Below are 19,367 nucleotides of genomic sequence, written 5' to 3'. Positions count from 1 at the left end.
CCGGCTCAGGAGTTCTCGAGGACGATGCCCTCGATGAGGTTGGCCACGTCCTCGCAGCGGTCGGAGATGGATTCCAGCTGTTCGTAGATCGCCTTGAGCTTGATCAGCTCCCGCACGTCCTCCTGCTCGCGGAACAGCCGCGACATGGCCGAGCGCATGACACGGTCGGCATCGGACTCCAGGCGATCGATCTCCTCGCAGGTCTTGAGCGCGGCCTCCGTCGTGGCCGGCTTGCTGAGGTGGGGCAGCAGCGTGACGGCATGCTGCACGCGCTCACAGCAGCGCACCGACAGCGTCGCCAGCTGCAGCACCTGCTCGGGCACCGTGCGCACGTCGTAGAGCGAGAGCGTCTCCGACGAATCCTGAAGCAGGTCGAGGATGTCGTCCATCGCGTTGATCAGGCTGTGGATCTGCTCGCGGTCGATGGGGGTGATGAAGGTGCGATGCAGCAGCCGGTTGACCTCGGCCGTGATGCGGTCGGCCGCATGTTCCGACTGATCCACCTCGTCGGCGTACTTCTGGCGCTGCGCCGCATCGGCGTAGTTCTCGATCATCTTCAGGAAAGAGCGCGCGCCTTCGGCGATGTGGTTGCCGTGCTCGTTGAACAGCTCAAAAAAATTGCCCTCGCGGGGCAGCAGTTTGCCGAACAGCATGGCCGTCCTTTGACTCGTTCTGATGGGAAGGGCGCGAGTTTACCTAGCCGGTCACCATGACAGCATCATGACGCCTCACGAGCACCCCGCGAAGAAGAGGATGGCGTAGCCCAGCACCGCCGCCACCAGCAGCGCCGGCACGGCATAGGCATGGAAGGTCCGCAAGGCCTTGCGGTCCCCGGTCAGCCGCAGGGCGATGAGGTTGGCCAGCGAGCCCACCATGAAGCCGAAGCCGCCGACGTTCACGCCGTAGGCGATGACGCGCCAGTCCCGCGCGTACTCGGCCAGCGCGATGGCGGCAGGCACGTTGCTGATGAGCTGGCTCGCGCCGATGGCCGCCCAGTACAGGTTCTCCGGCCGCTGCAGGCCCAGGCCCAGCATCGCCCCACGCACCGCATCGAGGCCGGCCAGCAGGCGCAGGTCGACGAACATCAGCACGAAGACCAGCAGCAGGCCCCAGTCGAGCTCCGCCACGACGGCCGGACGCATCAGCAGGTAGGCCGCCAGCACCGCCGCGACCGCCCAGCCTGCCAGATGCATGTCGGTCGCGACGAGGAAGGGGACGTACAGGGCCAGCGAGGCCCACAGCAGCAGGCGGTCGACGGGCACGTCTTCGTGCTCCTCCACCCGGATGGGCCGGCCGCTGAAGGAACAGGCCGTCAGCGTGAGCAGCGCGGCCATCAGCGCCGCCACCAGGGGCAGCAATTGCCAGACGAACTCGCCGAACGAGACCTTGGAGAGCTGCCAGATGAAGAGGTTCTGCGGATTGCCGATCGGCGTCAGGGCCGAACCCGCGTTGACCGCCAGCGCCTCGAAGACGACCATCCGGGTCGCCGGCATGCCGGTGAGGCGGCACACGCCCAGGGTCAGCGGCACGACGACGAAGAGCGCCACGTCGTTCGTCAAGACGGTGGACAGCAGCGCCGCGGCCGTCACCAGGGACAGCGCCGCGGCGCGCTCGGTCGACATGGCCCCCACCCACAGGCGGCCGAGCCGGCGCAGGGCCCCGCTGAGTTCCAGTCCCTTGGTCAGCAGCAGCAGGCCGGCCAGCGCGGCGATGGTCGGCCAGTCGACCAGGGCGCCGTAGCGCGGGATGCGGCCAGGATCGAAGACGCTGAACGCCACCAGCGCCGCGAGCAGGATCAGAAAGAAGCGGTCTTCGCGCAGCCCGCGCAGCACGCGCGCGAGAGCCCGGATCACGCCGCCCCCTCCGGCCGCGGTGCGGATGCCTGGAACGGGATCGGACCGGCGCGCTCGATGCGCTGCTGCCGCCAGCCCTCGCCCGCCGCCCACGCGGACAGGCCGGGAGCGATTTCCAGCAGCGGACGCAGCACGAAGGCGCGCTCGGCCAGGCGCGGATGGGGCAGGGTCAGCCGCGGGTGGTCCGTCACGAGATCACCGAAGAGCAGCAGGTCGAGGTCGAGGGTCCTCGGCGCGTTGCGGTAGGGCCGCTCGCGGCCATGGGCCTGCTCGATGGCCTGCAGCGCATCCAGCAGCTCCAGCGGCGCGAGCGCCGTCTCCAGGGCGGCGACGGCGTTCAGGAAGTCCGGACCGCCGGCATCCACCGGGGCGCTGCGCCAGGCGCTGGACAAGGCCACGAGACGGGTGCCGGGCAGCGCGGCCAGGGCCTGGGCGGCCTGAGTCAGCGTCGCGAGCAGGTCGGTCCCGAGGTTGGCGCCCAGGCCGACGTAGGCGCGCGAACTCACTCGGCGGCGGACGCCGGCGCGGGGGCCGCGCCCTCCCCGCCTCCGGCCGGCTTGCGGCGACGGCGGCGGCGCTTCCTGGCCGGCGCGTCGATGGCCTCGGCGGCTTCGGCGACGTCGGACTCCGGCTCGCCCTCCGCAGGGGCCGACGGCTCGGGCCGTGGCGCACGGACGGCGCGCGGCGCCTTCTGCTGCGCGGCACGGGCCTCAGCCAACAGCGCCTGCCGGTCGTCGTCGCTGCCGAGGGCGAAGTCCTCCCACCAGTCGGCCAGCGCCGGGTCGATCTCGCCAGCATCGGCGCGCAGCCGCAGGAAGTCGAAGCCGGCGCGGTAGCGGGGCTGCTCGATGAGGCTGAACACGCCCGAGCCGCTGCGGCGCTCGAAGCGGGTCTGCATCATCCAGATCTCGCGCATGTCGGCGGCCAGCTTGCCGCGGCCGGAGATGTCGCCGATGCGGGCATCGAAGACGGCGTCGATGGCTTGGGCCAGGGCTGGCACGGCCGGCTCGCCACCGGCGCGGATGCGGGTCCAGCGGTCCAGCACCTCGTGCCAGAGCATGCAGGCCAGCATGAAGCTCGGGCTGACACCGCGGCCCTCGTTGACGCGGCGGTCGGTGTCCTCGAAGGCCTGGCGCAGGAAGCTGCCGCGCTTGCCCTCGGGCAGGTCGCCGGTCTCGGTGAGCATGGCGTCGAGGACGGCGAAGACGCCGCGCGCCAGGCCCAGCTTCTTGAGTTGCGCGAGGCTGGCCAGCGAATGGCCGGTCTGCAGCAGCTTGATCATCTCGTCGAACAGGCGCGAGGCCGGCACGTTGGCCAGCAGCGCCGACGAGGCCTTGATGGGCGCGAGGGTCTTGGCTTCGAGCTCGAAACCCAGCTTGGCCGCGAAGCGCACGGCGCGGATGATGCGCACCGGGTCCTCGCGGTAGCGGGTCTCGGGGTCGCCGATCATGCGCAGCACCTTGGCCTTGGCGTCGGCCAGGCCGCCGTGGTAGTCGACGACGAGGCGGCGCTGCGGGTCGTAGTACATCGCGTTGACCGTGAAGTCGCGGCGGGCGGCGTCTTCGATCTGCGGACCCCAGACGTTGTCGCGCAACACACGGCCGCTGGCGTCCACGGCGTGGTGCTTGCCGTCGAGTTCGGCCTTGGCCGTCTTCTCGTTGCCGGCGACGGCTTCCGACTCGGTCGGCAGGGCACGGAAGGTCGAGACCTCGATGACCTCATGCTCGCGGCCGCGGCCGTAGACGACGTGGACGATGCGAAAGCGCCGGCCGATGATGAAGGCGCGGCGGAACAAACCCTTGACCTGCTCGGGCGTCGCGTTGGTGGCGACGTCGAAGTCCTTGGGCCGCATGCCCAGCAGCAGGTCGCGCACGGCGCCGCCGACGATGTAGGCCTCGAAGCCGGCGTCCGCCAGCGTCTTGACGACCTTGACGGCGCGTTCGTCGAGGAGGTCGGGGTTGATGCCGTGAACCTCGGCGCCAACCTCGACCCGCTTGCCCAGCGGACTGGTTTTCTTGGCTGCGGCAGGCTTGCCGAGCAGCTTGTCGATGAACTTCTTGATCATGCGAAGAGGTGCAGCTGAGGCCAGCCACGCTCGCTGGCGATCTGCGCCAGGGCCGGGCTGGGATTGGTCGCCACCGGATGGCTGACGCGTTCGAGCAGGGGCAGGTCGTTGGTCGAGTCGCTGTAGAAATTCACGCGCTCGAAATCGCGCCATTGTGCCCCGAGGCCCGCCAGCCAGTCATCGACGCGGGCGATCTTGCCTTCGCGGAAGCTCGGCACGCCGCGGATGGCACCGGTGTAGCGCCCTGCCCCGTCGCGCTCGAGCTGGACGGCGATGAGGTGCTCGATGTCGAACGCCTCGGCGATGGGCGTCGTGACGAACTCGTTGGTCGCAGTGACCAGGGCGATGAGATCACCGGCGGCGCGATGCTTCTCGACGAGGGCGACGGCCTCCGGCCGCAGGGCCGGCTGCATCACCTCGGCCATGAAGCGTTCGCGCATCGCCAGCGCCTCGGGCAGCGGCCTTTGGCGCCAGGCCGAAGTCGCGAACTCGATATAGGCGGGCAGGTCCAGCGTCCCGGCGTTGTACTGGGCGAAGAACTCGTCGTTGCGCGCCCCCCAGGCCGCGCCGTCCACCCAGCCCACGTCCACCATGAAGGTCCCGAAGGCATGGTCGGAGTCCACCGGGATCAACGTCCCGTCGAGGTCGAACAAGGTCAGATTCATAAATTGGGGTCAGAGTCAATTTTCTCATCGGCCAGCATGGCCTTGAGCAACGGCAGCGTCAGCGCGCGCTTGCTGGCCAGGGCGAACCGGTCGAGGCGGTCCAGCAAGGTCATCAGACCCTTGAGGTTGCGTTCGAAACGCGTGAGCAGATAGCCGAGCACCTCGTCGCCGAGCAGCAGCCCGCGCCGATCCGCCTCACGCCTCAGCACGGCGCGCATCTCGGCTTCGCCGAGGGGTTCCAGCGCGAAGCTCGGCCCCCAGCCGAGCCGGGTGCGCAGGTCCTCGCGCAGGTCGAGGTCCACGGCCGGCACGTCCGCGGTGGCGACGATGTTGTAGCCCTGCCCTGCCGACGCCACAAAGAGCGCGAAGGCCGCATGCTGCTGGCCGGCGTCGAAGCGCTGGCAGTCGTCCAGCAGCAGCAGGCTCTCGTGGGCCGGCAGTTCCCAGGGCAGCGGCGTGTCGGCGTCGTACCAGGCCACGCGCTGGCCGCCGGCCTGCCAGTGCTCGGCCAGGGCCTGCAGCAGGTGGGTCTTGCCGGAGCCGGTGGGCCCCCACAGCAGCACGGGCGGGTCGCCGGGCGAAAGACCGCGCAGATACGCCAGCGCCTCGGCGTTGGCGCCGGGCAGGAAGTTGTCGAAACGGTGCGTCGGCGGCGCCAGCAGCGCGAGCGGAATCTGCCTCATCACGGTTCAGCGGAACAGGGCACTGCCGAGATACGCCCCGTGCAGGCGCCGCAAGGCCACCGCGGCCAGCGCCGACAGGGGCAGCGCGATCAGCACGCCGACGAAGCCGAACAGATGGCCGAAGGCCAGCAGCGCGAAGATGACCATCAGCGGGCTCATGCCGATGCGCTCGCCGACGAATCGCGGCGTCAGCACGAAGCCCTCCAGCAGCTGGCCGATGCCGAAGACGACTGCCACCGCCACGATGCCGTAGAGGCTGGCGAACTGCAGCAGCCCCGCCAGCAACGCCAGCAGCAGGCCGAGGCCGAAGCCGATGTAGGGGATGAAGACCGCCAGGCCCGTGAATACGCCGATGGGCAGGGCCAGGTCGAAGCCGGCCAGGCTCAGGCCCACGCTGTAGAACAGGGCCAGCGCCCCCATCACCAGCAACTGCCCACGCAGATACTGGCCCAGCGTCGCGTCGCATTCGGCCAGGAAGCCGTTGACCGAACCGCGCACCGACGGCGGCACCAGCGACGCCAGGCGAGCCATCAGCACCGGCCAATCGTTGAGCAGGTAGAAGAGCACGACCGGCAGCAGCACGGCGTTGCCGATGAGGGCGAGCAGGAAGCTGCCGCCGATGCGCGCCGAGCTGAGGGCGGTGGCCAGCCATTCCTCGAGATTGGCGTCCAGGTACTTCAGCACGAAGGTGCGGATGTTGGCCGGGTCGAGCTGCAGCGGGATGCCCCACTGGGCCAGCCAGGGGGCCAACTTGTCGTTGGCGACCTTGGCCAGGGCCGGCAGCTGCTCGCGCAAGGCCGGGATCTCCCGATTGAGGATGGGCAGCACGAGCAGCACCAAGGCCAGCAGCGCCACGATGAACAGCACCTCGACGAGCAGCACGGCGACGATGCGCGGCACCCTCCGCGCGGCCAGGGCCTGCACTGCGGGCGCCAGGGCATAGGCCAGCACCAGGGCGGCGACAAAAGGAGCGAGCACCGGCGACAGCAGCCACAACAGCAGGGCCGCCAGCGCGGCCACGCCGGCCCAGGCCAGGGCGATGCGTTGGGATTTGCTGAGCATGATCATGGCGGTCGGCGAAGGGCGCGGATTGTCACTGAAGCGGCGGAGGCCCTTGTTCGAGCAGCACGGCAAGCCGCGCGCGCAGGGCCGCGGCATCCGGGGCGTCGCCGCGCACGGCCAGATAGGCCGCCAGGTCGGACGCCGCCGCCGCGCCCGCGCCCAGGGCATCCAGCGCCAGCCCGCGGTCGCGCCTCTCGGCCGGGTCGTCTGGCTGCAGCACGACGAGGCGCTGTTGCACGGCGAGCAGGCGCGGCCAGTCCTCGGCGGCGCGGTGCACTTCCTTCAGGTTGCGGAGCATGCGGGCCAGGATCTCGCGCTTGCTGGCCGCGCGCAGGAAGAACTCCAGCGGCAGTTCCAGGTCGTCCGGCAGGCCGCTGCCCTGGCGGTACAAGGCCAGCCTTTCGTCCAGCCGGGCCGCCGAAAGCGACTCGCCGGTGAAGGGATCGATCACCGCCTCGCCGAGGCCGACCTTGCACTTCACGAGGAAGTGGCCGGGAAAGGCCACGCCCGCGACGCGCAGGCCGATCTGCTCGCCGAGTTCGAGCAGCAGCACGGCCAGGGCGATGGGCAGGCCGCGGCGGGTCTCCAGCACGCGGTGGATGAAGCTGTTGTCGACCGCGTAGTAGTTGTTCAGGTTGCCGGCGAAGCCCAGCTCGCCGTGGAAGAACCGCGTCAGCAGGCGCAGCCGGTGAGCCGCGGAAGCGTCGCGCGGCACGCGCTCGCGCAACCGCCGCGCCAGGCCGTCGACCGCGGCCAGCACGGCCTGCACATCCAGGCGCGGCTCGTCGTCCTGGGCCAGGCTGATGGCCGCCTCGAGCAGGTTCAGGCCGGCATCCTCCGCCACCAGCGTGGCGAAGTAGTCCAGCGGGGTCGGCGCCACGAACTGCATCATCAGCCGGGGCGGCCCAGCGCGCGGGGCCTCAGGCCGGCCGCCAGCAGCACGGCGAAATAGACCGCCGCACTCGCCGCGAGGCTGGCCGCCATGACGAAAGCGCGCTGGATTTCATGGCGGCCGAGGCCGATCCAGTCCAGCCGCTCGGCCAACTGCCACTGCAGGAGGCCCATCGCCAGGCAGCCCAGCGCCACGCGCAGGGCGAAGCCGGCCCAGCCCGGCTCGGGCCGGTAGCTGCCCAGCTTCTTCAGGCCCCACAGCAGCCAGCTGGCATTCACGAGGGCCCCCAGGCCGATGGACAGGGCCAGGCCCGCCACGCCGATCCAGGGCACGAAGACGAGGTTGAAGCCCTGGGTCAGCACCAGCACGGCCACGGCGATGCGGGCCGGCGTGCCGGTGTCCTGGCGGGCGTAGAAGCCGGGGGCCAGCACCTTGACGGCGATGAGGCCCATCAGCCCCACGCCCCAACCCATCACCGACTGGGCGGTGTGGGCCACGTCCGACGCCAGGAACTTGCCGCGGTGGTAGAGCACCGCCGTCAACGGCTCGGCGAACACCAGCAGCGCCACGGCGCAGGGCAAGGCCAGCAGCAGCACCATGCGCAAGCCCCAGTCGAGCAGGCGGCTGTAACGCTCCGACTCGCCGGAAGCCTGGGCGGCCGACAGCTGCGGCGTCAGCACCGCGCTCAGGGCCACGCCGAGCAGGCCGATGGGGAACTCCATCAGGCGGTCGGCATAGTTGAGCCAGGAGGTCGCGCCCTCGGCCAGGTGGCTGGAGATCTGGGTGTTGATCATCAGCGACAGCTGCGACACGCCCACGCCCAGCAGGGCCGGGCCCATGGCCAGCAACATGCGGCCCACGCCCGGGTGGGCGCGCGACTCCCGCAGGCCGCGCCACGTCCAGCGCATGCGCGGGCGCATGCCGATGCGCGCCAGGGCCGGCCACTGCACCGCCAGCTGCAGCACGCCGCCGAGCATGACGCCGGCCGCCATGGCATAGATCGGCGGGTGCCCTGCCCGCTCCAGCGGACCGGCCAGCGCCCAGCCCATGCCGATCATGCTGAGGTTGAGCAGCACGGGCGAGGCGGCGGGCACGACGAAACGCCGCCACGTGTTGAGGATGCCCGCCGACAGCGCCACCAGCGACATGAAGCCGATGTAGGGAAACATGAAGCGCGTCATGGCGACGGAGGCGTCGAAGGCCTTGGGCGAAAGGCCCGAGCCCAGCAGCCACACCAGCGCCGGCGCGCCGACGATGCCGATCACCGAAGTCGCGGCCAGCGCCCAGAGCAGGACGGTGGCGACGGCGTCGACGAGACGGTGCGTGGCTTCGTCGCCCTCAGTGGCACGCGTGCCCGCCAGCAACGGCACGAAGGCCTGCGAAAATGCGCCTTCGGCGAAGAGGCGGCGCAGCAGGTTGGGAATGCGGAAGGCCACCAGGAAGGCGTCCGTCATCGCATTGGCGCCGAAAAGGCCGGCCACCATCTGCTCCCGGATGAGGCCGGTGATGCGCGAAGCCAGAGTCAGCAGGGAAATGGTGGACGCGGCTCGCAGCAGATTCATGGCGGCGGATTATCTGTGCCGCCCATGCCGCCTCTCGCCAAACCCGGCCCGAGTACTTGGCCGAAACCCCTGGGCCATGCTATACTCGCTGTCTTTGCACCATCTGGCAATTTAAGAAAATGGCAACCAGCTCCAAAGCCAAGAAGAAGACGGTTCGCCTGGCATCGGGTCGCAAGCGCGCCCGCCAGGACGTCAAGCTCAACTCCGCCAACACGGCGCTTCGCTCCAAATTCCGCACGGTCATCAAGAACGTGCAAAAGGCCGTGACGGCTGGCGACAAGGCCAAGGCCGCCGACCTGTTCAAGACCGCCCAGGCCGTCATCGACTCCGTCGCCGACAAGGGCATCTTCCACAAGAACAAGGCCGCTCGCCACAAGAGCCGCCTGTCCGCCAAGATCAAGGCGCTCGCCGCCTGATTCGCGATCCAGCTCTGGTGCAAGCAAAGGCCCGCGCAAGCGGGCCTTTTGCATTTGCGGCTTTCAAGCCGCATGGCGGCGCAGCGCCGCCATTCCTCCAGCGGATCCCGCTGATCCGGCTTTGCCGGGCAGGCGGGGGCGCCCCCTCGAGGGGGCCGGCGAAGCCGGTACGGGGTGGGCCGTCTAGTGCCACTCCCCCGGCCCGACCCCCTGGATGCTGCGGTCGCGCAGCCATTCCGCCACCGCCCTCGCCACCCACTGGGGATCGTCCAGCGGCAGGTCATGGCCCGCCTTGGTGTGCAGGCGCAGCGGCGCGCCCCAGGCTCGGCTGATGGCCTGTGAGCAGCGCCAGTCGACGAGGCTGTCGGCCTTGCTGCACAGCAGCAGCATGGGCGCCGCCGGACGGGTGCGGCTGGCGCGATAGCGCACGCTGGCCAGCAATTGGCGGGCGGTGTTGCGCACGCCGAGCGGATGCTGGCGCTGCAACTCCACCCAGCGATCGATGACGGCCTGGGTGGGCGTCAGCCGCGTCGTCAGGCTGAGCACGCGCTCCTCGCGCAGGCGGGCGCTGAAGCGGCTCAGCGACAGCAGGGCGAGCCCGAGGTAGTTCAAGGGCCTGGGCCGGCGGAAGAGTTCGCTGAAGGGTCGCAGGCTGGGGTTGATCAACACGCCGGCCTCGACCTCGTCCGGGTAGCGGTTGGCCCAGTCCGTCAGCACGGCGCCACCTAGCGACATGCCGACCATCGACACCGGCCCTGCCACGCCGCGGCGCTGCAGTTCGGCCCGGCAGGCGTCGACGATGGCCGAGACCTGGGTGGGGCTGGCCTGGCGGCGCAGCGTGCCCGTGCCTGGCAAGTCCAGCAGCAGCAATTGCGAAGCCGGCTGCAGCAGCCGCAGTTCGCGCAGCAGATGCTCCGGGAAGATGCCCCAGTGCCCGCTCTCGCGGGACAAGCCTCGCAGCAGCACCCACACCGGCACGCGGTCCACCGCACCCGTGGCCGGCGCAGCCCGCAACGGGTCGGCGACGGCGGGGGCGGCGGCGCTGAAGTTCATCGGCATGTTTCCAAACGTTGCCGGCGAGGATAACGGCGCCCCGGCCCGCCTCGGCCTGGGAATGTCGCTAAGACAACGCAGGTCAGCCCCTCGGGTGAGGGTCGGGCTTGGCGTCGGGAAGCAGGCAGGCGTCGGCCACCTGGAGGTTGTTGTCACGCGCGAAGTTCATGACGAAGTCCCAGGCCATGGGCTCCAGGCGCTTGAGTTCCTCGTTGACGATCACGCACTTCACGCCATTGATGACGGTCGGCACGCACAAGGGCGAATAGCCGATGTGGGCGCCGATACCGGAACGGACGCCGCCGGGCCGAAAGCACGACATGGCCCCGGCCAGCCGCTCCGCCCAGTCGCTCGGGCGGAAGGTGCGTCCATCCAGAGTGACACCTTGGATGAAGACTTCGCGCGGCGGGGGAGCAACGGTCATGGACAGGGCTTCGGGGAGGCAGCGGGATGCCGCTGACAAAAGCCGCTATTGTGCCTCGGTACGGCCTCGTCTGCTGCGGCGCAGCAAATCGACGGCCGCGCACCCTAGAATCAAAAATCCACGCTTTTCCCATTCCATCGGAGACTCGATTGAACGCTGATCCCCTCCCGTCCGACGCCCACCTGATGCCGACCTACGGCCGCCTGCCCGTTGCGCTGTCGCACGGCCAGGGCTGCTGGGTCTGGGACACGCAGGGCCGACGACTGCTCGACGGGCTGGGCGGCATCGCGGTCAACACCCTCGGGCACAACCACCCGCGCCTGGTGCCCGCCCTGCAGGATCAGATCGGCAAGATCATCCACTCCAGCAACTACTACCGCGTGCCGCTGCAGGAGCAGCTTGCCGACAAGCTCTGCGAGCTTTCGGGCCTCGCCAACGTCTTCTTCTGCAATAGCGGACTCGAAGCCAACGAGGCGGCGCTCAAGATCGCCCGCAAGTTCGGCCACGACCGCGGCAATACCTCGCCGGAGGTGCTGGTGTTCGAGGGCGCCTTCCACGGCCGCTCCCTCGCCACGCTGTCGGCCACGGCCAACCCCAAGATCCAGGCCGGCTTCGGCCCGCTGGTGCAGGGCTTCGTGCGCGTCAAGCTCAACGACATCGCCGCGGTCGAGGCCGCGCTGGACGCTCATCCCAACATCACGGCCATCTTCCTGGAGACCATCCAGGGCGAAGGAGGCATCAACCCGGCCCGCATCGATTTCCTGCAGGCCCTGCGCCGCATCTGCGACGAGCGTGACCTGCTGCTGATGCTGGACGAGGTGCAGTGCGGCATCGGCCGCACCGGCAAGTGGTTCGCCCACCAGTGGGCCGGCATCAAACCCGACGTCATGCCCCTGGCCAAGGGCCTGGGCTCGGGCGTGCCGATCGGCGCCGTCATCTGCGGGCCGCGGGCGGCCGGCGTGCTCAAGGCCGGCAACCACGGCACCACCTTCGGCGGCAACCCGCTGGCCATGCGTGCCGGTGTCGAGACGCTGAAGATCATGGAAGAGGACGGCCTGCTGGCCAACGCGGAAGCGGTCGGGGCGACGCTCAAGGCCGCCCTCGCCGAGGGCCTCGCCGGCGAGACCGGCGTGGTGGAGATCCGCGGCCAGGGCCTGATGCTGGGCATCGAACTCGACCGCCCGGCCGGCGTGCTGCTCGGCCAGGCCCTGGACGCGGGCCTGCTGATCAGCATCACCGCCGACCGCGTGGTGCGCCTGCTGCCCGCCCTCATCCTCACCCACGACGAGGCCCGCGAGATCGCGGCCCGCCTGGTTCCCCTCATCAAGTCGCTGCTCGCGCAGCCCAAGCCATGAAGCCGGGGGACGGACTGATGCGCCACTACCTCCAGTTCAAGGACCTGCGGGCCGAGGAATACGCCCACCTCTTCGACCGCGCCGCCATCATCAAGCGCCGCTTCAAGAACTACGAGAAATACCAGCCGCTGCAGGACCGCACGCTGGCCATGATCTTCGAGAAGGCCTCGACTCGCACCCGCGTGAGCTTCGAGGCAGGCATGTACCAGATGGGCGGCTCGGTCGTGCACCTGACGACGGGCGACAGCCAGCTCGGCCGCGCAGAACCGGTGGAAGACTCCGCGCGCGTCATCAGCCGCATGGTCGACATCGTCATGATCCGCACCTTCGAGCAGAGCAAGATCGAGCGCTTCGCGGCGCACTCGCGCGTGCCGGTCATCAACGGCCTGACCAACGAATACCACCCCTGCCAGATCCTGGCCGACCTCTTCACCTTCATCGAGGCCCGCGGCATGGACCGCCGCGGCGCCATCGACATGGACTGCCTGAAGGGCCGCGTCGTGGCCTGGGTCGGCGATGGCAACAACATGGCCAACACCTGGCTGCAGGCGGCCGAGATCCTCGGCTTCAAGGTGCATGTCAGCACGCCGAGCGGTTATGAGATCGACCCCGCCGTGGCGGGCGTGAAGGACGCCGGCTGCTACCGCGTCTTCCAGGACCCGCGCGAGGCCTGCGTCGGTGCCGACCTCGTCACCACCGACGTCTGGACCAGCATGGGCTACGAGGCCGAGAACGAGGCCCGCAAGGCCGCCTTCGCCGAATGGTGCGTGGACCGCGACATGATGGCCCGCGCCAAGCCCGACGCCCTCTTCATGCACTGCCTGCCGGCGCATCGCGGCGAAGAGGTGTCGGCCGACGTCATCGACGGACCGCAGTCGGTGGTCTGGGACGAGGCGGAGAATCGGATGCACGTGCAAAAGGCACTCATGGAGTACCTTTTGCTCGGCCGGATCGGCTAGAGGCCGATACGGTGGTCCGCCAGGGCCGGCATGCGATTCGGGGGGCACTCACTTTGCGAACGCAAAGTGAAGCCGCGCAGCGGCGGGTGCCCACCAAAACAGGATGCACGTGCAAAAGGCACTCATGGAGTACCTTTTGCTCGGCCGGATCGGCTGAAGCGCTTCACCCATGAAAAAGCCGGCTGCATGCAGCCGGCTTTTCGTTGGCGAAACGCCGATCAGCTGCGACGGCGGCGAGCGATCAGCAGCGCGCCCCCGGCCAGCAGCAGCGCGACGCTGCTCGGCTCGGGCACCGCGGCGATGTTGTCCAGGGCGACGACGTTGGCCGTGCCGGTCAGGTCGAAGGACATGGCCGTGCCGCTGAAGCTCAGCACCGCCTTGTTCCAGGCCGAGTAGTCGGCCGAGTTGGCCGTCAGGTCGATGGTGCCCAGCAGCGTGCCGGTGCCGTTCAGGCCGGAGTAGGCCTTGACGGCGACGGGGGCGTCGCTCGGCGTCGAGTAGAAAAAGCTCAGGCCGCCCGTCACGCCGCCGGCCACGTTCATGAAAGCGCTGGTGTTGACCGTGCCGTCCAGCTGCGCGAAGGCCACGCCCAGGGGCGAGGGCGCATTGCCGAAATACGTGAAGTTGGCGTCGTTGGACACGCCCAGCACGTTGGTGAAGGTCACGCCCTGGTCGGCATAGGCGTTGGCGACTTCCTCGCCGTAGGACCAGTTCTTTTCGAAATCGATGGACAGCGGGCCGGCGGCGAAGGCCGGCGAGGCGAGGCCCAAGGCCAGGGCGAGGGTGGCGAGCTTCATTGAAGGACTCCAGAACTTGATGATGGGGCGGCCAAGGCCGCGGCGTCGAGGTCGGCCCGCAGTGTGGTCAGTGAAGACGACAGGTTCGTGACGCCGCCGGTGTCACGCGGCACCTGGCCGGCCGCCTTCATGCCGCCGTCACGCAGGGCTGCGATGGTCGGCGGCCCGGCTTCTCCCGCCCTGCCATGACCACCCGCCGCCACCTCCTTCTCGCCCTGGGCGCCGCCGCCCTCTCCCGCCCGGCCCCGGCCTGCGATTTCTTCAGCAGCCACCTGCGCATCTGGCACCCCTGGACGCGGGCGACCCGAGTCGACGCCGAGACGGCCAAGCTCTGCATGCGCTTCGACGAAGTGAACCGAACCGACCGATTGATCGGCGTCGAGACCCCCGTGGCCGGGGGGGTGCGCCTGGCCGGCCCGGGCCTGCCCGACGATGCCGCGCCGCTGTCGCTGCTGATCCGCGAAGGCCAGGAACTGACGCTGACGGAGGATGGCCTGCACCTTGAACTGCTGGACCTGCAGCAGCCGCTGCAGATCGGCCGCAGCTACCCGCTACGCCTGGTCTTCGAGGCGGCCGAGCCGGTCAACGCCCTGCTCAACGTGGACTACGCCGGGCTGCGCTGACGCGCCGAAGCTGCCGCCGAAACGTCACGCCTCGGTCACGGCGGCTTCCTAGCATCCGCCCCGTTTTTCAGCCCTCCCCACATCCTGGAGCCGCTTCCATGACCCAACTCTTCAGCAAGAGCCAGATCGCCCTGGCCGCGCTCGCCGCCATCGGCAGCGCCGTCGTCATCGCGCCGACCGTCGCCACCGCCGCCGGCAAGACCGCGGGCAAGTACGTCTCCGGCGACTTCCACAACCACACCACCTGCTCGGACGGCTCGATCTCGATGCAGAAGCTGGTGAAGAAGGTGACCGACAAGGTCGAGACGCCCTGGGGCCTCGACTGGTTCGTGCAGGCCGGCCACGGCGGCACCGGCAACCGCAACTGCACCCTGGTGGAGGACGCCACGCTGGCCACGCCGGCCTATCCCTACCTGACCGGCAACACGCCCTACAACACCGGCACGGCCGCCTCGCCCTCGCAGTACGCCGGCCCGAGCACGACCTGGACCCAGAGCATCGGCGCGGCCAACATCAAGGGCAACGGCGGCGGTGTCGGCGGCAACGGCAACATGTGGCGCTGGCAGTCCATCCAGGAGTACCAGTACCCCCTCGTCGAATACCTCTCGGCGCAGCGCAACGTGCCGCTGTTCGTCGGCCTGGAGTCGGTCGTCGCGGGCCACGAGCACACTTCCATGTCCGTCATCACCGGCCAGATGCCGGCCGGCGTGGACAACGCCTCCCTGCCCACCGCCCCCGGCTACACGCCGCTGGGCAACGCCAATGCCCTGGCGCAATGGTCCTACTGCTTCGACCGCGGTGACACCGACACCAGCCGCGGCAACGTGACCGGCTCCAGCGTCGGCAACAACTGGAACTGCGCCAACCCCGACAGCGCCGACTCGACTTCCGCCGCCCTCGGCTGGAACGACACGGCCAAGAAGCTGCTGCCCGCCAGCGGCGCGGGTGTCGGCAGCCGCGGCCACCTGAAGACGGTCGAAGCCCTCAAGTGGATGGCCAAGTACCACGGCCAGCAGAGCTACTACGTGCCCGCCCACCTGGAGCGTGCCGGCCCCTTCAACCCGGACGGCAACAACGGCTTCAACATCGAGCACCTGCGCAACTTCAACAACGCCGCGCCCGACATCGCCTTCGGCTTCGAGTCGCAGCCGGGCCACGGCGCAGCCAACAACCGCGGCGAGTACCAGGTCAAGCGCAACAGCTTCGCCGGCGTGCTGACCGACTCCGTCGGCGGCACCACCTACGGCGGCACCGGCGTCTACGCCGGCCAGGTCGGCGGCGTCTGGGACGCCCTGCTCGGCGAAGGCCGCAACTGGTGGTTCTTCGCCAGCTCCGACTGGCACAACCGCGGCAGCTTCGGCCCGGACGACCGCCGCTCCACGCAGGACTTCTACCCCGGCGAATACCAGCGCACGCACGTGCTGGTGCGCAACGGCGCGGACAAGCTGCGCCCGCAGAGCATCGTCGACGGCCTGCGCACCGGCAACGCCTGGTCGGCCACCGGCCAGCTGATCGACCGCCTCGCCTTCGTCGCCTGCGCCTCCTATGCCGGCCCGGGCGCGCGCAGCAACGCCGCCGTCGAAGCCCTGGCGGTGGCCGCCGCCACCAAGGGCACCGACATCGACGCCAGCGGCTGCGCCACGATGGGCGAGAAGCTCAAGGTCCGCCCCGGCGCCGAGATCGTCGTGGCCGTGGCCGTGCGCGACCCGGAGGGCGCGAACTTCGCGCCCTACAGCTTCCCCAATCCGTCGCTGCTGCAGGTCGGCATCAACCAGCCGATGAACAAGCCGGTGCTCGACCACGTCGACGTCATCCGCGGCCTGGTCACCGGCTATCGCACGCCGGGCACGGCCGACTACGCCGGCGAGTGGCCGCGCAACACCAACTGGCTCAAGGCCGACGGCACCACCACGGGCCTGTCCGCCGTGCCGGCCGCCGCCAAGAACACCTCGGCCGCCATCGTCAAGACTTTCAGCGGCAACGGCAGCACGCCGTGGACGACCGTGCACTCCGGCGTGGACAACACCACCTTCCTGAAGATGAGCTTCCGCATCCCGGCGGTGCAAGCCTCGCAGTACGTGCGCCTGCGCGGCAGCAACCTGCCGGCCGCCGTGCCCTACGAGACGGACGCCAGCGGCAACCCGCTGTCGGACATCTACACCAACGCCAACGACACCTCGATGCTGCGCATCCCCTGCACGACCGTCGGCACCAACGTGCCGGCCAACGGCGGGACCTGGTCGCAGGACAAGGGGACCATCGACGGCTGCCCCGCCCACCTGGCCACGGCCTCGGGCGCCAGCCCCATCGCCGGCCAGAAGGCGGTGTCGTATGACGTGGCGGCCTGGGCCGACCTCTGGTTCTACAGCAACCCGATCTACGTCGAAGTGGCCAACTCGGTGACGGTCGCCGGCGTCAAGTAAGCCGCCGCGCCGCGCTCCCGGCAGCCGCCCGTGGCCTCGCGCCGCGGGCGGCTGTCTTCGTTCTGTCTTGTTCGCTGCCTAGCATCGCAGTCCATGTCCAGCGTCCTGCCTCCCGTCGCCCTGCCCACCCGCTCCCGACCGGCCCTGCCGGGGTGGACCCGTGAACCCCTGCTGCACTTCCTGCTGCTCGGCGCCCTGCTCTTCGGCGTCGACCACGCCGTCAACCGGCGCGCCGGGGATGCCGACGAGATCGTCATCAGCGCCGAGGTCGACGACGAGGCCCGCCAGCTCTTCAAGGCCACGCGCAACCGCGATCCCAACGCCGAGGAAATGGCCGCACTGCGCAAGGTGTGGCTGGACAACGAGGTGCTCTACCGCGAGGGCCTGGCCCTGCAACTCGACAAGGGCGATACCGCCATCCGCGAGCGCGTCATCTTCAAGGCCCTGAGCGTCGTCGACAGTGGCACCAAGCTGCCCGCGGCCGACGACAAGCTGCTGCGCGCCTGGTTCGAGCAGCACCGTGCCAAGTACGACGAGCCGGCCCGCTTCGACTTCCAGGAGGCCGTACTGCCGGGCGAGCCCGGCGAAGCCGCGGTGCGGGCATTCGTCGACAGCCTGAACAACGGCGCGCCGGGCGACGCCAAGGCCGGCCTGCGCGTCTTCAAGGGCCGCCCGCACGCCAACCTGCTGCAGAGTTATGGCGAAGACTTCGCCAAGGCGCTGGAAGCCGCCGCCCCCGGCAGCTGGCTGGCGCTGAAGAGCCGCGACGGCTGGCGCGCCGTGCGCCTGGACGCGGCCAGCACCGCCAGGCCCGCGAGCTTCGAAAACCTGCGCGGCGTGGTGCTGCAGGACTGGACCGACGCGACCCTGGCCGAGCAGCGCAGCGCCGCCGTCGCGGCCCTGGCGAAGAAGTACGTCGTCAAGGTCGAGGCCGCCTCGAAATGAAGCGGCTGCTGATCGCCTGGCGGGCCGCGCTGATGCTGGCCCTGGCCGTCGCCGCCCTGCCCTCGCCGGCCCACGAGATGAGCATGGCCGAGATGCAGCTGCGCGAGACGGCGCGCGGCGAGTTCCTGTGGCAGTGGATGGCCACTGAGAAGCGCCCCGCCGCCCAGGACCTCACCCCCGTCTGGCCCGAGGGCTGCACGGCCGACGCCAACCTGCTGCGCTGCGGCGAGCAGGGCCTGGCTGGCACGCTGCACATCAGGGGCGTCGGCGAGCGCTACTCGGCCGCCCTCGTCAAGGTCCAGTGGCGCGACGGCCAGAGCCGCGTCTACACCCTGACCGCCGGCCAGCCCAGCGTGCAGCTCTACGGCGCCGCCGACGACCCGCGCGGCATGGGCGAGATCGCCCGCGCCTACACCCTGCTCGGCGTGGAGCACATCCTCACCGGCATCGACCACCTGCTCTTCGTCATCGGCCTGCTCTTCCTCGTCGGCTTCCAGCGCCGGCTCCTGTGGACCATCACGGCGTTCACGGCGGCCCACAGCCTCACGCTGGCCTGCTCGGCCCTGGGCCTGCTGGTGCTGCGTTCGCCGCCCGTGGAGGCCAGCATCGCCCTGTCCATCGTGCTGGTCGCCGGCGAAGCCCTGCACAAGCGCGACACCCTGGCCCGCCGCTGGCCGGCCGTCGTCGCCTTCCTCTTCGGCTTGGTGCACGGCCTGGGTTTCGCCGGCGCGCTCAAGGAAATCGGCCTGCCGGAGAACCACCTGCTCGTCGCGCTGCTGACCTTCAACGTCGGCGTCGAGCTCGGCCAGCTGCTCACCGTCGCCGCCTGCTGGATGCTGTGGCGCTTCGCCAGCCGCTGGCCGGCCGCCCAGCGCCTGCGCACGGCCCTGCTCTACGCCATCGGCAGCGTGGCGGCCTACTGGTCGTGGCTGCGCATCGCTGCGCTGCTGTCATGAGCGACGAAGTCATCGGCCTGTTCCCGACGCCGCTGCTGCGCGCCCCGGGCGTGCTGCCGCCGGCCCTGGTCGACGCCCTGGTCGACCACTTCAGCACGCGGGCCCTGGAGCGCAACAACAGCTCCGACGCCCTGTCCCACACCCGCATGCTGCAGCCGGCCGACAGCCCGCTGCTCGTGCAGGCGGCCTCTCTCGTCACACCCAAGATCACCGACTTCGGCCGGCTGCTCTTCGGCGAGACCCTGGGCTGGGCCATCAAGGAGATGTGGGTCAACGTGCTGGACACCGGTGGCCGCCAGGCCATGCACAACCACGCCAACAGCTTCGCCTCGGGCGTGGTCTACCTGACGAAGACCGACGACTCGGCCCGCACGGTGTTCATGAAATCTCCCGGCGGCCACGACTTCGCGCTGAAGAACGACCACGCCGGCGTGGCGACCGGCCCCTACAACGCCGAGAAATGGGTGAGCCCCTCGCCCGAGCCCGGCGACCTCATCCTCTTCCCGAGCTACCTGATGCATGCCGTGCCGCCCAACGCCGGCGGCCGGCGCATCACCCTGGCCTTCAACGCCATCCCGACGCGGCTGGAGAGCTGGGGCTACACGCTGAGCTTCAATGCCTGAAGCGGAATCCA

The 19,367-nt window shown here is 69.8% G+C and carries 20 protein-coding genes; 8 read left to right on the top strand and 12 right to left on the bottom strand.

Annotated features, from left to right (window positions below; all coding sequences use genetic code 11):
• Nucleotides 1-5: 5 nt before the first annotated feature.
• From LXT12_RS18565 to murJ, 9 genes are all read right to left on the bottom strand, one after another.
• On the bottom strand, nt 6-653 hold the full coding sequence (locus tag LXT12_RS18565; protein ID WP_233393780.1) for a DUF47 domain-containing protein: 648 nt from the start codon (nt 651-653) through the stop codon (nt 6-8).
• A gap of 75 nt (nt 654-728) precedes the next feature.
• Nucleotides 729-1,853: an SLC13 family permease gene (locus tag LXT12_RS18560; RefSeq protein WP_233393779.1), complete on the bottom strand. Its 1,125-nt coding sequence runs from the start codon at nt 1,851-1,853 to the stop codon at nt 729-731.
• Entirely contained in the window at nt 1,850-2,359 is a 510-nt protein-coding gene (folK, locus tag LXT12_RS18555) for a 2-amino-4-hydroxy-6-hydroxymethyldihydropteridine diphosphokinase (RefSeq protein ID WP_233393778.1), read from the bottom strand. Before folK ends, LXT12_RS18560 begins: the two co-directional genes overlap by 4 nt.
• Complete coding sequence (gene pcnB, locus LXT12_RS18550) at nt 2,356-3,918, bottom strand: polynucleotide adenylyltransferase PcnB (RefSeq protein WP_233393777.1); 1,563 nt, start codon at nt 3,916-3,918, stop codon at nt 2,356-2,358. The genes folK and pcnB overlap by 4 nt, the downstream gene beginning before the upstream one ends.
• Complete coding sequence (locus tag LXT12_RS18545) at nt 3,915-4,583, bottom strand: histidinol-phosphatase (RefSeq protein ID WP_233393776.1); 669 nt, start codon at nt 4,581-4,583, stop codon at nt 3,915-3,917. The genes pcnB and LXT12_RS18545 overlap by 4 nt, the downstream gene beginning before the upstream one ends.
• Complete coding sequence (locus tag LXT12_RS18540; protein ID WP_233393775.1) at nt 4,580-5,266, bottom strand: HdaA/DnaA family protein; 687 nt, start codon at nt 5,264-5,266, stop codon at nt 4,580-4,582. Before LXT12_RS18540 ends, LXT12_RS18545 begins: the two co-directional genes overlap by 4 nt.
• Nucleotides 5,267-5,272: 6 nt before the next feature.
• Nucleotides 5,273-6,334 carry an AI-2E family transporter gene (locus LXT12_RS18535; protein ID WP_349255038.1) on the bottom strand — a complete coding sequence of 354 codons (1,062 nt, stop codon included), beginning with the start codon at nt 6,332-6,334 and terminating at the stop codon, nt 5,273-5,275.
• Between the two features lie 25 nt (nt 6,335-6,359).
• Nucleotides 6,360-7,220 (bottom strand): SirB1 family protein, encoded by an 861-nt coding sequence (locus LXT12_RS18530; protein WP_233393774.1) that lies wholly within the window; start codon nt 7,218-7,220, stop codon nt 6,360-6,362.
• Nucleotides 7,220-8,782, bottom strand: coding sequence for a murein biosynthesis integral membrane protein MurJ (gene murJ, locus LXT12_RS18525; RefSeq protein ID WP_233393773.1), 1,563 nt, complete (start codon nt 8,780-8,782; stop codon nt 7,220-7,222). The genes LXT12_RS18530 and murJ overlap by 1 nt, the downstream gene beginning before the upstream one ends.
• Nucleotides 8,783-8,901: 119 nt before the next feature.
• Here murJ and rpsT point away from each other — a divergent pair, with 119 nt between their 5' ends.
• Nucleotides 8,902-9,198, top strand: coding sequence for a 30S ribosomal protein S20 (gene rpsT / locus LXT12_RS18520; protein ID WP_233393772.1), 297 nt, complete (start codon nt 8,902-8,904; stop codon nt 9,196-9,198).
• Nucleotides 9,199-9,381: 183 nt separating this feature from the next.
• Here rpsT and LXT12_RS18515 read toward each other — a convergent pair whose 3' ends face one another.
• A complete protein-coding gene (locus LXT12_RS18515; RefSeq protein WP_233393771.1) occupies nt 9,382-10,251 on the bottom strand; it encodes an alpha/beta fold hydrolase in 870 nt (289 codons plus the stop codon).
• A gap of 82 nt (nt 10,252-10,333) precedes the next feature.
• Complete coding sequence (locus tag LXT12_RS18510) at nt 10,334-10,675, bottom strand: DUF3579 domain-containing protein (protein WP_233393770.1); 342 nt, start codon at nt 10,673-10,675, stop codon at nt 10,334-10,336.
• A gap of 149 nt (nt 10,676-10,824) precedes the next feature.
• On the opposite strand from LXT12_RS18510, the gene LXT12_RS18505 reads away from it, so the two are divergent.
• Together LXT12_RS18505 and argF are read left to right on the top strand one after the other, a co-directional pair.
• Nucleotides 10,825-12,030: an aspartate aminotransferase family protein gene (locus LXT12_RS18505; protein ID WP_233393769.1), complete on the top strand. Its 1,206-nt coding sequence runs from the start codon at nt 10,825-10,827 to the stop codon at nt 12,028-12,030.
• Between the two features lie 17 nt (nt 12,031-12,047).
• Entirely contained in the window at nt 12,048-12,989 is a 942-nt protein-coding gene (gene argF / locus LXT12_RS18500) for an ornithine carbamoyltransferase (protein ID WP_233393768.1), read from the top strand.
• A 218-nt stretch (nt 12,990-13,207) separates the two neighbouring features.
• Here the strand turns inward: argF and LXT12_RS18495 are convergent, their stop codons facing one another.
• On the bottom strand, nt 13,208-13,786 hold the full coding sequence (locus tag LXT12_RS18495) for a PEP-CTERM sorting domain-containing protein (protein WP_233393767.1): 579 nt from the start codon (nt 13,784-13,786) through the stop codon (nt 13,208-13,210).
• A gap of 185 nt (nt 13,787-13,971) precedes the next feature.
• Between LXT12_RS18495 and LXT12_RS18490 the strand changes: the two genes are divergently transcribed.
• The 5 genes from LXT12_RS18490 (at nt 13,972) to LXT12_RS18470 (ending at nt 19,356) form a co-directional block, all read left to right on the top strand.
• Nucleotides 13,972-14,409, top strand: coding sequence for a copper chaperone PCu(A)C (locus LXT12_RS18490; RefSeq protein WP_233393766.1), 438 nt, complete (start codon nt 13,972-13,974; stop codon nt 14,407-14,409).
• A 98-nt stretch (nt 14,410-14,507) separates the two neighbouring features.
• Entirely contained in the window at nt 14,508-16,832 is a 2,325-nt protein-coding gene (locus LXT12_RS18485) for a hypothetical protein (RefSeq protein WP_233393765.1), read from the top strand.
• Between the two features lie 93 nt (nt 16,833-16,925).
• The gene (locus LXT12_RS18480; RefSeq protein WP_233393764.1) at nt 16,926-17,777 is read left to right on the top strand and encodes a peptidyl-prolyl cis-trans isomerase; all 852 of its coding nucleotides are present in this window, start codon (nt 16,926-16,928) and stop codon (nt 17,775-17,777) included.
• A complete protein-coding gene (locus LXT12_RS18475; protein WP_233393763.1) occupies nt 17,774-18,733 on the top strand; it encodes a HupE/UreJ family protein in 960 nt (319 codons plus the stop codon). The genes LXT12_RS18480 and LXT12_RS18475 overlap by 4 nt, the downstream gene beginning before the upstream one ends.
• Nucleotides 18,730-19,356 (top strand): putative 2OG-Fe(II) oxygenase, encoded by a 627-nt coding sequence (locus LXT12_RS18470; protein WP_233393762.1) that lies wholly within the window; start codon nt 18,730-18,732, stop codon nt 19,354-19,356. The genes LXT12_RS18475 and LXT12_RS18470 overlap by 4 nt, the downstream gene beginning before the upstream one ends.
• The last annotated feature ends 11 nt before the right edge of the window (nt 19,357-19,367 follow it).

Source organism: Pelomonas caseinilytica (assembly GCF_021353235.1).
Classification (GTDB): Bacteria; Pseudomonadota; Gammaproteobacteria; order Burkholderiales; family Burkholderiaceae_C; genus Pelomonas; species Pelomonas caseinilytica.
The sequence above is the reverse complement of the archived record's forward strand: the minus strand, read 5'-3'. Positions and strand labels throughout refer to the sequence as shown.